Origin of the sequence: Bacillus cereus group sp. BfR-BA-01453, assembly GCF_022662915.1 — a bacterium.
In the GTDB taxonomy this organism is placed as follows: Bacteria; Bacillota; Bacilli; order Bacillales; family Bacillaceae_G; genus Bacillus_A; species Bacillus_A paranthracis.
The window spans coordinates 502,982-517,634 of record NZ_JAKUEN010000001.1; the positions used below are offsets into that span (position 1 = coordinate 502,982).

Sequence of the window (14,653 nt, forward strand, 5' to 3'; positions counted from 1 at the left end):
TATATCTTTCAATTTTTAAAACGCATCGAAATTTTCACCCAAAAATGTCATTTTACAAAACCGTGCTAAATTATCTACTTTATTTACATCAGGGTCTCTTTTCTTACAATTTCTTTACTTTAGGAATGTTTTTCTGCAACAACTGTTTTCTTTTCTTTAATTTTTTGGTATGTATAGTATGGTATAACAGCTCACACGGAGGTGGAAAAGAACATGTTAGAAACCTTTCAAAAAGAAATAGAACTATATGAAAGCAATGCAGAATTATTGAAAGTACTTGCTCATCCTGTTCGCTTATGTATTGTAAAAGGATTAATTGAACGCGGTCCAAGCAACGTTTCTACAATGTACACTGGCTTAAACATGCCACAATCTACAATTTCACAGCATTTAGCAAAGTTAAAAAGTGCTAAAATCGTTTCAAGTGAAAGAAAAGGATTGGAAATTTATTACAAAGTAGAAAACGAGACAATTATTCAACTCGTTCGCGTATTATTGGGTTAGGGACTCATAGACAGAGAAAAAGGACGTATTTTATATTTTTCATCTCATATCTTTAATATAAATATATATCATGAGAGGAAATATATGATGCTACATAAGTCGTATTAAAAAACAAGACACAGAACTATGCTGTGTCTTGTTTTTTATATTTTCAAATACCGATCCAAGTGTAACTGTTGCATATGTTTCGTATGTATAACAACATCACATGCACTCCCTAATCCTCCACTCAAAATCATAGAATGAACTGCACGATTTTGTTTTTGAATTTCAGAAAAAGGATCCCGATCTTGATGATTCGTAAGCAGCTCTAGTATTCCTGCTGCTAACAAAAACTCAGATTGTTTCTTATGCCATACCATATTCATACCTTGCAGGCTAAACATTTCTTTCAGTTCGTCCCAATGAATATGAGTAGTAAGATCCATTTCACCTGGATACGCTAAAGGATTACGAATTAACTTATGCTCGTAATATCCTCGTAAACTCCCTTCTTGATGTGCAGGATGCATCCATTCTTCTTTTGTATATCCATAATCAACTGTAATACATACACCTCGTTGAAACCATTTCGCCATTTCTTTTATATATTCTTCCATCGCAATTGGCACTTCAAAACGCTGGCCTTCAGCGAGATGAATATTATATTTCAATAAGTATCGACCAATTCTTTTATGTAACGGTCTACATACTTCTGCAAGTTTCCCTTCTTCTGTGTACGTAACACGTACTTCATACAATATTCCATTTCTCTTCTCAATTACTTCAACAGGAAATGCATCAAATAACTCATTCGAAAAAAGAATCCCCTCGAACGATTCTCCCATTTCACTATGCGACGTATAATATGACACATTAGAAAACGAACAAAGAGTCTTTTGCTGCAATTTTCTATGAAAAGGGCTCATTTCAATTATCGAATAGTTTAAATCAATAAAGGTTTCCGGTGATAATTGCTTCCATTCTTGTAAAACATCATAGGCAAACCTTCCTGTCCCCCCACCAATCTCACAAATATGTGGAGCAACTTCACCATTTTCAACAAGACGAATAAAAAACTTAGCAAAAGTTTTTGCAAACACAGAGGATACGTTGCTACTTGTAAAAAAATCCCCTTGTCTTCCTATTTTTTCACGTTCTTTCATATAATATCCATGTTCCTCTGCGTATAATGCGAGGTTCATATATGTACTGTATGAAATTGAATAATCCTTTTCTTTTTCCATCCATTCTTTTAAAATGAGCTCCATCTCCACACTAGCTCCTTACTGTAAAAATGGATTATTTTCTTTTTCAAAACCAATGCTTGTTTCTGGACCATGTCCACATAACACCGCTGTTTCATCAGGTAATACAAATAATTTCTCTTCAATACTTCCAATCAACTCTGCAAAACTTCCACCAGGTAAATCTGTTCTTCCAATACTCATTTGGAATAATACATCTCCAGAAAATACAGCATTCGCCTCTTTACAGTAATAAGAAATACTGCCTGGAGAATGTCCTGGTGTCTCAAAAATTTCAAAGTTAAATGAACCAATTGCTAATGCACCTTCTGCATCAATAATATGATCTGCTGGTTTTGCTGTAATGCTGCGATTCATCATAAAGATTTGAGAACCATTTACAGTTGCATCGCCTAACCAATCTGCTTCTTCTTTATGTACGTACACAGGAATATGAAAAGCGTCTCTTACCGCATCAACAGCACCAATATGATCAAAGTGAGCATGTGTTAATAAAACAGCCAGTGGCTTTAATTGTTCTTCTTGTAAATATGTAACGAGCTTCTCTCCTTCGTGACCAGGATCAAAGATAATACACTCATTTTGCTCATTCGTTAAAATATAAGCATTTGTTTGTAATGGGCCTAACGGCATTTGTATCCATTTCATATGAAAATCTCCTCCAATTATTAAACTTACTTTCAATGATACAACATTTTTTTCTCTTAGGAAAAGAAAGGATGCTATCTCGACAATCATTTTTAAAACATGTACAATATAAAAGAGTAAATATTCCAAAAACTCATATTAAGGAATGGGTAGACAGAGGAGGATATTGTATGGGCCTTGTTATTATTTTTACGCTTGTCACTCTGTTAGCTGTATTTGCTACGCTTAGAACACTTCGCGAAAAGAATTTTCTCGCGGGCGGCTTTGCAATTGCAACTGTACTCGTTTTCGGATGGTTTACAATCATGACTGTTCTATATAACGGGTACCCACCAGCAGCTTAATTCATTTACATGCTCGTCTTCATCAAGATTTCGCACAAAAAGAGGAAGGGTTTCCCCTTCCTCTTTTCATACTTCACAACTTATATCATCTTCGCTTCGTATTTGTGCTTTTTTACAAGCCAAGCTCCTCCGATAACACCTGCATCATTACCAAGTGTTGCAATAGCTAACTTCGTGCTCTTTACAGCACGTGAGAAAGCATATTGTTCAAAATAGCGTTGAATTGGTTCTAAAAGTGCATCTCCAGCTTTAGAAACGCCTCCGCCAATAACGATTTTCTCTGGGTTCAACGTGCTAGAAAGGTTCGCTACAGCTAATCCTAAATAAGAAGCTACCTTTTCTACTACTTCGCCTGCTAGTTCATCACCTTGTCCATGTGCTTCAAATACGTCTTTTGATGTAATACGTCCTTCTTCTGCTAACATAGAACGTAGAATACTTTCTTTATCAGTCTCTTGTATTTTTTGCATAGCAACACGCACAATACCTGTTGCAGATGCTACAGTTTCTAGGCAACCAGACTTCCCGCAATTACATGGGAAAGCGTTCTCTGTAACGACTGTAATGTGTCCGATTTCACCAGCAGCACCGCTTACGCCGTGTACAATCTCTCCATTGGCAATTACACCGCCGCCAACACCAGTGCCAAGCGTCATACAAATTAAATCTTTTGCTCCTTCACCAGCACCTTTCCACATTTCACCAAGCGCTGCTAAGTTCGCATCATTATCAATCACAACAGGTAATCCTGTTTCTACTTCTAATAAATCTTTTAACGGATAGTTCTTCCATCCTAAGTTAACCGCTTCATAAATCATTCCAGACGCCACGTGTACAGGGCCAGGAGCTCCCATACCAATACCGATTAACTTACTTTTTAATTCGCCTAACTCTTCTAACTTTTTATCAATAGCTTTCGCTACATCAAGTGTAATATGTTTTCCTTGCTCATTTGTATTCGTAGGGATTTCCCACTTATGTAAAATTTCACCGTATACATTAATAAATGCTAATTTAATCGTTGTACCACCAAGGTCAACACCAACTAACCATTTCTCTTCCATGTTACTTACCTACCTTTATCTAATTCTTATTTAGCTCTTTTTGAATTTCTTGCTTCAATAAAAATAAAGCTGTTTGATAGTCTTGTGAATCGATTAGCTGTGATTGATTTAATTCACGCAATTCATCTTGCATTAATTGTAAATCTGCAATTCGATCTCCCGTATAAATAATCGTACCAAATTTCTTTAGCAATTGCTGAATATCATATATAGATAACATTTCATCACCCTCTATGCTCACTTACTATAAAAAATTATAATAAGAAAACGTTCACATATTTTATTATAATCAAGAAGAAAAAGTCTCGTCAATTTTTATTTGTCTATACAAGCCCATTTTTAACCATTGTTCCTTTTTCTGTAATAATTTTTTCTATATTTTTATCAAACGGCTCTATTGGAATATGGTCTACCATTTGAAAACTATAAGCTAATGATAGCGTTTTCCCTTTATAATGCATGAGATAACGATCATAATAGCCACCACCATATCCAATCCGTTCTCCTCGCTCTGTATAAGCTACACCTGGTACAATTTGAAGGTCAATTTCATCTGCATTCACTTCTTCCGTAAGCGCTGGAATTGGCTCACGTAAATTCATATACACTGTTTCCAATTGATCAAAATTACTAATTTGCCTAAAGGACATTGTTCTTGTTTCTTTATTACACTTCGGAACAACAACTTTCTTTCCTTCTTCCCAAGCTTTTTCGATAATAGGATATGTATTCACTTCATTTTCCATTGAAAGAGTGATTCCAATTGTTTTAGCTTCAGCCCACTCTTTTTGTGCATACAACGAACATGCAATTTGCTCTGATAAAGTTGTATACCGTTCTTTTGATAAAGAATTCATGTGCTCTATTATTTGTTTACGTAAACGTAGTTTCTCTTCTCTCACACATTTCCCCCCTCACAGTGATACTTTTCTCTACGATGATAGTGTATCACTTTTAAGAGAGGAATCGAATAAAAAAAGAAACAGTAGGAAAATATTCCTACTGCTTACTTTGTTTCACGGTGTAACGTAGACTTCTTGTCACGCTTGCAATACTTTTTAAGCTCGATACGCTCAGCGTTGTTACGTTTGTTTTTCTTTGAGATATAGTTACGATCTCCGCATTCTGTACATGCTAGAGTAATATTCACACGCATTCTTATTTCCCTCCAGTACTAATAACTTAAATCAGACTATACTATAATACCACTTTTAAAATAAAAATTCTACACCTTTTGATATTGTCTAATTTTTTCTATAAGATTTTTCATGTTTTCCCTTGCTATTACTGGGTTTCTAGCATGTGAATACACTAAAAATTTCGGTTGTTTTGTGTCAGAAACGATATAAGACCACTCTTTTTCGGTATATTTGAACTGTACTCCTTCAAATATGCCTTCTTCCTTCCTTTCGATATCAGCCAATAATTTCCTCATCACCTTCCCTTTTTCATTCCACGAACATACAACTTCATCACAAAGTAAATAAAGCGGCGGGGATTGCTCTACTATGCTGAGAAAGTTTTTTCCCTGCAATGCTATTAACTCGAATAATTTTCCAATTCGATATAAAATATCTCGCTTCCATCTCGCTTGAAACGATTTTTTTTCATCCTGCGTATAAAATAGAAGATAACATTCTCCTAATTTCAAAGACATTGGGTAAATATTTCCTGCCGATTCCAGTAATAAATCTGGAATATCAATCTCTTCAAAATCCGTCCCTTGGTAAATATTACTATGATTATCATATAACTCGAAATAATTTCCTTGCTCTGAAAACATAAGCGCCATATTTGCTTTACTTGATTTCATCAAAGCTTTCACATGATCCTTTTGTTCGCTCGCATAAATCCACGTAACTGTGCATCCGAGCCTTTGCAAAAAGAGCATAAGCAGATGTTGTAACATATCATTTCTCTTATTAATAAGAAGATGGAACTTCTGTTTTTTTATTTTCTCAATATCAATACGCTCTAATACAGCCTCTATATAATTATGTAAAGAAACGTGTACTAGCTTATTCCGCCCCATTTCCTTCTCACATACGTAATAAAACGACTCAGACATATACATTTGTTCTATCGCTTTTTGCTGCTTATACGTTAACTGTGCCCCATCCTTACCATACAACTTTATAACAATCTCTTTTTCTTTTTCCGCTTGAATGAAAACCCCGCCCGCACATTGCAAATCTTGAATGCTGTACTGAAAAAGTGATTCGTTCATTTCTTTGCATTCCATCGTATGAATCCCAATACCATGAATTGCATGAAGAAAAAGATTTTTATAAGAAGTCGTTTCTATATGTTCTTGACTCCCGATTAATATACTTTCCCCTTTTGTAAAAAGAGATCCGTACGCCATCGCAACCTTTACAATAAATTGAGGGGTGATTTCAACGTTCCCTCTTCCTACAATGCGGCTTTTTTGCAACCATCCTGCACTCTTCTCACTTTCTTGAACACCAGCCGATCCTACTACCGAATGACTATCAATCGCCTTATATGGCCATAGTTTTCCCTTTTGCTTAATTACCGTACTTTTCCCTATATGACAATGGTCCGCTACAATGCTTTTTTGAAACAATGTAACATCATCTTCCACCATTGTATGTTCTCCTATTGTCGTTTCTAGTAACTCACAATATTTCCCAATGTGCGCATTTGCAAAAATAATACTTTTTTGAAGATGAGAATAACTCGAAACAATACTATTTTTCCCGATAATAGAGTACGGCTCAATTACAGCCCCGGCACCAATTTTTGCTCCTTCTCCAATAAAAGAAGGGCCGTGAATTTTCGTTCCTTTTCCAATCGTTACCCCTTCTCCCATCCATACCATCGGTAATACTTCCGTATATGGGATAGGTACTTGCAATTTTTTCGTTAACAAATCAAATTGTGCTTGTCGATATTGATCAAATGTACCGATATCTAACCAGTAACCTTCTGACAAATATGCAAATAATGCGTTCTTATTTGCCAATAACGGAAACACATCTTGACTAAAATCAAAAAATTCTCGGGGCGGTATGTAAGAAAAAATTTCTGGCTCCATAATATATATACCTGTATTCACAATATTAGAGACTACTTCATTCCAACTCGGTTTTTCTATGTATCGTGTAACCTCTTGTTCTTTGTTCATTACAACTAAACCAAATGAGAGTGGATTTTCTACTTCCTTTACAAACATAGTTACCATTCTTTTCTTTTGTTCATGAAACGTAATTCCTTCTGATAATTGAAAATCAGTTAACGCATCCCCACTTATGACAACAAACGGTTCATCCAAAAATTTTTCCGCTTGTTTAATACTCCCTGCAGTTCCAAGCGGTGGAGAGTCTTCAAAGTAGTACAAGTTAACGCCCCATTTGCTACCGTCACCAAAATATTGCTTAATAGCCGCACTCATATACTGAACAGTAATGGCAATCTCACGTATACCATGCTGACGCAATAATTCAATGTTGTATTCTAAAACTGGCTTTTCTAATAATGGCAACATCGGCTTTGGAGTATTACATGTTAATGGTCTAAGGCGTCGTCCTTTTCCTCCAGCTAAAATAACCCCCTTCATATACTTCAGCCTCCACTTATATAATGTTCAGTAACTTCATATACGATATGTATATTATCTACCCAGCATTAACTAGCAGTATAAAATAAAGTGAAACTTTAATCAGTGGGGGTTTTCTTCCTCCCCTACTGATTATTAGCCTTGACCAATCGGGCCGGCAGGCAGTAAAGTTCCCCTTATATACATTCACCTTTCAACAACTGAAGAAAGCGCTTACTATTAACTTTTAAAATATTACTTAATAAGCGAATAACATATACGCCCTATTTTTTCCATTATATTATGATACATCTTATCATCATAAACTAAAGGAAACAACGAGCTTTTTTGTCATGTTTTGACTAAAAAAAGCAGGTGATGTTTCACCTGCTTTTTTCTTTATTCATTTAATAAGTAATGCTTTCCCTTTACTAAATAAAAAACATTTTCAGCAATATTTGTAATATGGTCTGCTACACGTTCGATATATCTCGCTACAAAGGATAATTGTGTAATTTGTGTAATTGCTTCTGGTTGTTCTGGAACTGAAGATATAAATTCACGAATCGCTTTCCCATATATTTCATCAACAGAATCATCCATTTCGGCAATTTGTTTCGCAAAAGTTAAATTTTCTTGCTCATATGCATCTAGCGCTAACTGTAACATCTTATTTGCAATCGCAAACATCTCATCAAGATTGTGCAAACTAACAGACACGTCTTTTTCCCCGAGACGAATGGTTGATTTCGCAATATTAACAGCATGATCTGCAATCCGTTCTAAATCTGTCGCTGTTTTAATTGAAATGAAAATCCTTCTTAAATCACTCGCTACAGGTTGCTGCTTCGTAATGAGCATAAGCGCAAGATCATTTATTTCCTCTTCTAAATTATCCATACGATAATCACCATCTATTACCTCTAACGCTTTCTCTACATCCTTTTTATGAAGCCCTTCCATAGCAAGCAATAAAGCTTCTCTCGCTAGTTCACCAAGCTCAATCACCTTTTGCTGTAACGTTTTTAAATCACATTGAAATTGTTCTCGTACCATTGTTTCTTCCCCCTCAATATTATGTACCACTATATATAACTCTCCTACCTAGCCTACTTATAATAAACCTTAAGATAGGAGGAGTATTACTTCTCCTATCTTAAATAAGGTAAAAATAAGAAATACCCTCTGTTAAGAGGGTATTTGCTCTTAGCCTTGCTAGCGACATCAACCGAATCGGCCTGTAATATAATCTTCTGTACGCTTATCTGAAGGTGTCGTAAATAATTTATTTGTATCTGTATACTCTACAACTTCTCCACTTAAGAAGAAAGCAGTTTTATCTGAAATACGCGCAGCTTGTTGCATGTTATGCGTTACGATAACGATACTAAAATCTTTCTTTAACTCTTGAATTAATTCTTCTACTTTTAATGTTGAAATTGGATCTAGTGCTGATGTTGGCTCATCCATTAAAATAACGTCTGGTTCAATCGCTAAACAACGTGCAATACATAGACGCTGTTGCTGTCCACCAGATAAACCGTATGCATTATCATGCAAACGATCTTTTAACTCATCCCAAATCGCTGCTCCACGTAAACTTTTTTCAACAATTTCATCTAACGTTTTCTTGTCGCTAATCCCATGAATTTTCGGGCCATATGCTACATTTTCATAAATAGATTTTGGAAATGGATTTGGTTTTTGGAACACCATTCCTACATGTGTTCGTAATTCTTCAACTGGATATGATTTATCAAATATATTGCGCTCTCTATATTCAATTACGCCTGTAGTTCGCACGATTGGTACTAACTCTACCATACGATTTAATGTTTTTAAGTACGTTGATTTACCACAACCACTTGGCCCGATAATTGCTGTAACTTCATTCTCATGAATACTTAAGTTGATATCTTTTAAAGCATGGTCTTCTCCATACCATAAATTTAAGTTTTTCGTATCAAATACTACTTTCTTTGGCGCAGTCTCGATTTTCTCCTCGTTTTTCACCTGTACATTTACTACTGTTGCTACCATTTGAATTCCCCTTTCATCCATTTCCAACTTATTTTCGATTTCGTAACCATAGGACAACTATATTGATCAAGAGCAACAAACCTAACAAAACAATCATCCCAGCAGCTGCTACATACTGAAATTCTTCCTGTGGTCTACTCATCCAATTAAAAATTTGAATTGGTAAAACTGTAAATCTATCAAACATACTAAACGGAACATAATTTGCAAATGCAAGTGCCCCGATAACTAATAACGGTGCCGCTTCTCCAATCGCTCTTGATATCGCTAACGTACAACCTGTTATAATTCCTGGGAACGCATATGGCAATACAACTTGATACATCGTTTGCCACTTCGTAGCACCTAACCCGTAAGAAGCTTCTAATAATGACCTCGGTACAGATCGTATCGCTTCTTGACTCGCTACAACAACTGTCGGTAAGACGAGTAAGCTCATCGTCAGTGCCGCTGCAATAATACTCTCACCTAAGTGAAGAGCGTATACAAAAATGGTTAAGCCGAGTAATCCAAATACGACGGAAGGTACTCCCGCTAACGTTTGATTATTAATTTCTATTACCTTTTTAAATATAGATTCCTTCGCATATTGCTCTAAATAAAGAGCAGTTCCGACCCCAAATATAAAGGAGAGTGGTATAACAATACTCATAAATAATATTGTTCCTGACAAAGCTGCAACAATCCCAGCTTCTTTCGGATTACGCGAAGCGAAGTTTGTAAAGAAATCTAACGAAAGGTAACTGACACCTTTTTCAAAAATTTGAAAAAGCAAAATAAGCAGGATTACTATTGAAAACAAAATTGCCATATAAAATAACAATTTGTAAATTCGATCTTTTAAAAAACGTGATGCCATATTTTCTTGTATTTTTTTATGATTCAACATGCGCATATTATGTCACCCTCCTAAAGCGGCGCATAATAAACTGCGAAATGATGTTCATTATAAAAGTAAACAAGAATAACATTGCGCCTACAGCGTACATGCTGTAATAAGTAATTGTTCCATGCGGAGCATCACCTAAACTCACTTGCACAATATAAGCTGTTAACGTTTGAATAGAGTGTGTCGGATCGAGAGATACGTTCGGTGTGGACCCTGCTGCAATTACAACGATCATCGTTTCACCGATTGCTCTTGAAGCAGCTAATATAATCGCTGCCATAATCCCTGCGAAAGCTGAAGGAAACACGACTTGTTTTACCATTTCAAACCGAGTTGCTCCAAGTGCTAACGAAGCTTCTTTCGTCCCTTTCGCTACAGCTCTCATTGCATCTTCAGACAGAGATGCAATTGTCGGTATCATCATAAAGCCAATAACAATACCTGGACTAATCGCATTAAAAAACTGTAAATCTGGTATAATCCGCTGTAAAAGCGGTGTGACAACTGTTAATGCAAAAAAACCATATACAATCGTCGGGATACCTGCTAATAGTTCTAACATCGGTTTTAATACTTTTCTTACACTGTTTGAAGCATATTCACTTAAAAATACGGCACACGCTAAACCGATAGGAATTGCTACGAACATAGCAATTGTTGTTACAAGGAACGTTCCACATATAAGTGGTAATATACCGAATTTAGGATCTTCAAAAAAAGGTAACCATTCTTTCTCTGTCAAAAAGGAGAGCAATGGTATTTTTTGAAAAAACATCATTGTTTCATTTGCCAGCGTAAAAATAATTCCAAGTGTCGTCACAATAGACACACTAGCAATTATTTTTAGTAATAATGGAACGATTTGATTGATTCGCTGCGTTTTTTTTCTTTGTTTTGTATTTCTCTCAATCAAATGTTGTACAGAAAATGTAATTTGACTTTTGTCATTATGAGCCAAAGATGAAAACCCCTTTCCACCCTGACATTACCTTTTTATTTCTGTTAACATCCGCAGCTGTTCATTGTATTTTTCTTTTGGTAATTTTACATATCCTACCTCTTCAGCAAGATTACCAACATGCTGAATCATAAACTCAACATAATTCGCTACATTCATTTTATTTCGGATAGATGCATCATTTACATAAGCAAATAGCGACCTAGATAATGGCTTATATTTACCTGATTGAATCGTATCTTTCGTCGGAAGTACACCATCCACTTTTATTGCTCTCACCTTATCTCGATTGGCCATATAATAAGCATATCCTACAAAAGCAATGGCATTTTTATCATTCATTACCCCTTGCATAATAACTTGATCATCTTCAGACAAAGAGACTTTTTTTACAATGCGATTATTTTGTAAGATGACGTTTTGAAAATAATCATACGTACCAGAGTCTACACCTGGCGCATAAAACTTCACCTGTTCACGTGGCCATGAAGAATGAATTTGTGACCATCGCTTTTCGTTTCCATCTTCACTCCATAATAGACGTAACTCGTCTACCGTCATATTGTCTACCCAAGTATTTTCGCGATTCACAACGATCGTAAGACCGTCGTAAGCAACTTCAAATGGTGTAAACTGAATGGAGTTTCTCTTCATTTCATTTTCTTCCACTTGTTTCATTACTCTCGAAGCATTATTTATATCGACTTCTCCTTTACTGAAACGATTAAATCCTCCTCCTGTTCCAGAAACACTGATGGAAATTTTCACGCTTGGATGCACCTTTGTATATTCCTCCGCTACCGCTTCTATAATAGGAAAAACCGTTGAGGATCCATCAACTCTCACTTCTCCCATTTCATTCGCAGCAAATGCAGTAGACGTGCCAACATAAAAGAAACATGTTGACAGTATGAAAACTTTAATTGATGCACTTATCCATTTCACGTGTTCTTCCTCCTAGAAGTAACCGGAAATAACAGGATTACAGATATAAGAATACTGCTAAACTATTAATTCGGTTTTAATTGTTTGTAAAAGTTTTGTAAAGTTCCACAAGAATCAACATTAGGTAAATTATTAATCCGTAGCCACTGTTCATCTTCACTGAGGATTGGTCCATAACTTCCATAGTGAATGCATACGTATTATTTGCAAGGTCCCTTAAAATTCCGATATGATCTGCTTGTCCACTTTATTAAAACGTATGCATGAATCAAAAAAAAAAGCACACTATCTTTTCAGATAGTGTGCTTTTTTTACAACTTTTTTATTCATCATCTTGCTTTTTATTTTTCTTATCTATTTCCTCTTGTGTAGCTTCGCCATTTTCTACCTTTTTCAAATCAAAGTACGCGTCCATAATGTCACGACTAATATAACCGTTAATACCTGATTTATCATCTACCCAAGGTACAACAACAGAAAATGCTACTTCAGGGTCTTCAAGTGGCGCATAACCTACTAATGTTAAGTTATATGTTTCTTTACGCTCACCGTTTGCTTTTCTACCAATCTCTTTATCTCCGCCATACACAGTTTGAGCTGTACCTGTTTTACCAGCAGCTTTATATGATGCGCCTGTAAAGTATTTCGCAGCTGTACCACCAGACTCATTAAATACTTGTCTAAATCCTTCCTGAACACGTTTAATTTGTGATTCAGGCATATCAATACGGTTTAGTACTTTTGGTTCCATTGAATGAACGACTTTTCCAACTTCGCCTTGTTTCGCTTCCGGTTGACGAATTTCCTTTACAACTTGCGGCTGCATACGGTAACCACCATTTGCAATTGTTGAAACATACTGTGCTAATTGAAGTGGTGTGTACGTGTCATACTGCCCAATTGATAAATCTAATAAGAAACCTGGCTGATTTCCTCTACCTGTTTGACCCGCAGATTCATTTGGTAAATCGATACCTGTTTTTACACCAAGTCCAAACTGTCCGAAATAATAACGCATCGTATCAAATGCTTTTTGTGGTATATCTAACGTACCACCTCTTACATATGGAACACCTGCGATATTCATCGCTGTTTTAAACATATATACGTTAGAAGACATTTTTAATGCTGTTAAATCATTAATGTATCCCATCGTCTTCCAAGAAGATTTTTGTGGCGTTCCCTTTAATCTGATTGGTTCATCAAGTTGAACTGAACCTGGTTGAATGGCACCTGTCTGATACCCAGTAAGTACTGTCGCACCTTTTACAGTTGATCCCATCGGATAAGAACTTGTCATCGTTCCTAATGCGAAATCTTGCACTTTCGTTTCGCCATTTTCTTCTACTAACTGTTTCCCTGCCATAGATAAAACTTCACCATTTTTTGGATTCATCATTACAACGAATGCACGATCTAAAAGAGGTTGTCCCCCTTTATATCTCAATAAATTTTTCGTGATAATTTCTTCTACACGCTTTTGTAATTCCATATCAATTGTTAAATTCAGATTGTTACCACTTTGCCCTTTTGATACATTAATCGTTTCTAAAATATTACCGTTTTTATCTGTAATATTTCTCACTTCCGCTTTATTACCGTGCAAACTATCTTCATATTGCTGCTCAAGATAACTTTTCCCTACGCGGTCATTTCGATTATAATCACGAACAAGATAGTAATCTAGTCTTTCTCTCGGTAAACCTTCATCAGACGTTGACACGCCGCCAAGTACACTTCGGAATAAATCATCATAAATATACTTTCGATCCCAATCAACATTCGTATCTACACCCGGTAATGCTGCTAGATTTTCACTAATAATCGCATATTCTTGTTCTGTAGCATCCTTTTTAATGACTTGTGGTGTCATCGCATATCCGCCGTCCATTTTGCTTTTAATCGCTAGCACTTCTAAATCTTTTGCGGATAATTGATTCACTTCTTCTTCTGTCACGCGATTTCGTTGACGCTCATCTAATTCTTTATCGTCAATTTTTTTATCTTTAAACTCTTGACGATCTTTTTTCGTAATTTTTTCTTGCGCTTCTTCTTTATGAATAGCAAGCCAATAATCTTTTTTATCGCGATCTGTTAATTTATCTGTCGGTACTTCAATCAAATCTGCTAATTTTTTCGCTGTTTCTAAGCGAGCCTCTGCAGTTGATCCTTTCATTTTTGTAAATGTAATCGTACGTACAGCTGCATTATCTACTACAGCTCGCCCATAACGGTCAAATATTTTCCCACGTGGTACAGGATTACTTATCGTCGAGTTTTCTTTCCTCTCCACTTCATTCTTATATTCCTCACCGCGAACAATTTGTACATAACCAAGCCTTACAATAACCGCGGAGAACATTAAAAACACGCAGAAAAACAGCACGTTTAACCGAAAAGGAACGTGAGTCTTTTTCTTTTGTTGTTTCTGCTTCTTACCCATACAAACCCCCTC

Annotated in this window: 15 protein-coding genes; 2 read left to right on the forward strand and 13 right to left on the reverse strand. The window is 35.9% G+C overall.

From position 1 onward, the window contains the following. Positions 1-213: 213 nt before the first annotated feature. Positions 214-504: an ArsR/SmtB family transcription factor gene (locus tag MR070_RS02685; RefSeq protein ID WP_000894375.1), complete on the forward strand. Its 291-nt coding sequence runs from the start codon at positions 214-216 to the stop codon at positions 502-504. Positions 505-647: 143 nt separating this feature from the next. Here MR070_RS02685 and MR070_RS02690 read toward each other — a convergent pair whose 3' ends face one another. Together MR070_RS02690 and MR070_RS02695 are read right to left on the reverse strand one after the other, a co-directional pair. Then, entirely contained in the window at positions 648-1,760 is a 1,113-nt protein-coding gene (locus MR070_RS02690; protein ID WP_041184141.1) for a class I SAM-dependent methyltransferase, read from the reverse strand. Positions 1,761-1,769: 9 nt separating this feature from the next. Then, positions 1,770-2,399 carry an MBL fold metallo-hydrolase gene (locus MR070_RS02695; RefSeq protein WP_000871248.1) on the reverse strand — a complete coding sequence of 210 codons (630 nt, stop codon included), beginning with the start codon at positions 2,397-2,399 and terminating at the stop codon, positions 1,770-1,772. A gap of 170 nt (positions 2,400-2,569) precedes the next feature. On the opposite strand from MR070_RS02695, the gene MR070_RS02700 reads away from it, so the two are divergent. Then, positions 2,570-2,743: a DUF2759 domain-containing protein gene (locus MR070_RS02700; protein WP_000524853.1), complete on the forward strand. Its 174-nt coding sequence runs from the start codon at positions 2,570-2,572 to the stop codon at positions 2,741-2,743. A gap of 80 nt (positions 2,744-2,823) precedes the next feature. On the opposite strand, the gene glcK is transcribed toward MR070_RS02700, so the two are convergent. The 11 genes from glcK to MR070_RS02755 form a co-directional block, all read right to left on the reverse strand. Beyond that, positions 2,824-3,807, reverse strand: a complete 984-nt coding sequence (gene glcK, locus MR070_RS02705; protein WP_000391706.1) for a glucokinase — start codon at positions 3,805-3,807, stop codon at positions 2,824-2,826. 19 nt (positions 3,808-3,826) lie between these two features. Further along, a complete protein-coding gene (locus MR070_RS02710; RefSeq protein WP_000949156.1) occupies positions 3,827-4,027 on the reverse strand; it encodes a YqgQ family protein in 201 nt (66 codons plus the stop codon). A 103-nt stretch (positions 4,028-4,130) separates the two neighbouring features. Further along, positions 4,131-4,709, reverse strand: a complete 579-nt coding sequence (locus tag MR070_RS02715) for a 5-formyltetrahydrofolate cyclo-ligase (protein ID WP_139895897.1) — start codon at positions 4,707-4,709, stop codon at positions 4,131-4,133. Between the two features lie 104 nt (positions 4,710-4,813). Beyond that, entirely contained in the window at positions 4,814-4,963 is a 150-nt protein-coding gene (rpmG, locus tag MR070_RS02720; RefSeq protein ID WP_001265616.1) for a 50S ribosomal protein L33, read from the reverse strand. A gap of 69 nt (positions 4,964-5,032) precedes the next feature. Next, on the reverse strand, positions 5,033-7,387 hold the full coding sequence (locus MR070_RS02725; protein ID WP_242260498.1) for a sugar phosphate nucleotidyltransferase: 2,355 nt from the start codon (positions 7,385-7,387) through the stop codon (positions 5,033-5,035). Between the two features lie 378 nt (positions 7,388-7,765). Beyond that, on the reverse strand, positions 7,766-8,422 hold the full coding sequence (gene phoU / locus MR070_RS02730; protein WP_000251231.1) for a phosphate signaling complex protein PhoU: 657 nt from the start codon (positions 8,420-8,422) through the stop codon (positions 7,766-7,768). 168 nt (positions 8,423-8,590) lie between these two features. Beyond that, positions 8,591-9,406, reverse strand: coding sequence for a phosphate ABC transporter ATP-binding protein (gene pstB, locus MR070_RS02735; RefSeq protein ID WP_000226683.1), 816 nt, complete (start codon positions 9,404-9,406; stop codon positions 8,591-8,593). 28 nt (positions 9,407-9,434) lie between these two features. Then, positions 9,435-10,301 (reverse strand): phosphate ABC transporter permease PstA, encoded by an 867-nt coding sequence (gene pstA, locus MR070_RS02740; RefSeq protein ID WP_001242546.1) that lies wholly within the window; start codon positions 10,299-10,301, stop codon positions 9,435-9,437. 1 nt (position 10,302) lies between these two features. Further along, positions 10,303-11,253: a phosphate ABC transporter permease subunit PstC gene (gene pstC, locus MR070_RS02745; RefSeq protein ID WP_000940902.1), complete on the reverse strand. Its 951-nt coding sequence runs from the start codon at positions 11,251-11,253 to the stop codon at positions 10,303-10,305. 27 nt (positions 11,254-11,280) lie between these two features. Next, entirely contained in the window at positions 11,281-12,198 is a 918-nt protein-coding gene (gene phoX, locus MR070_RS02750; protein WP_000871254.1) for a phosphate ABC transporter substrate-binding protein PhoX, read from the reverse strand. Between the two features lie 322 nt (positions 12,199-12,520). Beyond that, positions 12,521-14,641 carry a peptidoglycan D,D-transpeptidase FtsI family protein gene (locus MR070_RS02755; protein ID WP_000516825.1) on the reverse strand — a complete coding sequence of 707 codons (2,121 nt, stop codon included), beginning with the start codon at positions 14,639-14,641 and terminating at the stop codon, positions 12,521-12,523. Positions 14,642-14,653: the final 12 nt, after the last annotated feature.

Bases quoted from the DNA above. Each gene is read 5' to 3' on its own strand.
- MR070_RS02685 (WP_000894375.1), top strand. From the start codon at position 214: ATGTTAGAAACCTTTCAAAAAGAAATAGAACTATATGAAAGCAATGCA.
- MR070_RS02695 (WP_000871248.1), bottom strand. From the start codon at position 2,399: ATGAAATGGATACAAATGCCGTTAGGCCCATTACAAACAAATGCTTAT.
- MR070_RS02700 (WP_000524853.1), top strand. From the start codon at position 2,570: ATGGGCCTTGTTATTATTTTTACGCTTGTCACTCTGTTAGCTGTATTT.
- glcK (WP_000391706.1), bottom strand. From the start codon at position 3,807: ATGGAAGAGAAATGGTTAGTTGGTGTTGACCTTGGTGGTACAACGATT.
- MR070_RS02710 (WP_000949156.1), bottom strand. From the start codon at position 4,027: ATGTTATCTATATATGATATTCAGCAATTGCTAAAGAAATTTGGTACG.
- rpmG (WP_001265616.1), bottom strand. From the start codon at position 4,963: ATGCGTGTGAATATTACTCTAGCATGTACAGAATGCGGAGATCGTAAC.
- MR070_RS02725 (WP_242260498.1), bottom strand. From the start codon at position 7,387: ATGAAGGGGGTTATTTTAGCTGGAGGAAAAGGACGACGCCTTAGACCA.
- phoU (WP_000251231.1), bottom strand. From the start codon at position 8,422: ATGGTACGAGAACAATTTCAATGTGATTTAAAAACGTTACAGCAAAAG.
- pstB (WP_000226683.1), bottom strand. From the start codon at position 9,406: ATGGTAGCAACAGTAGTAAATGTACAGGTGAAAAACGAGGAGAAAATC.
- pstA (WP_001242546.1), bottom strand. From the start codon at position 10,301: ATGCGCATGTTGAATCATAAAAAAATACAAGAAAATATGGCATCACGT.
- MR070_RS02755 (WP_000516825.1), bottom strand. From the start codon at position 14,641: ATGGGTAAGAAGCAGAAACAACAAAAGAAAAAGACTCACGTTCCTTTT.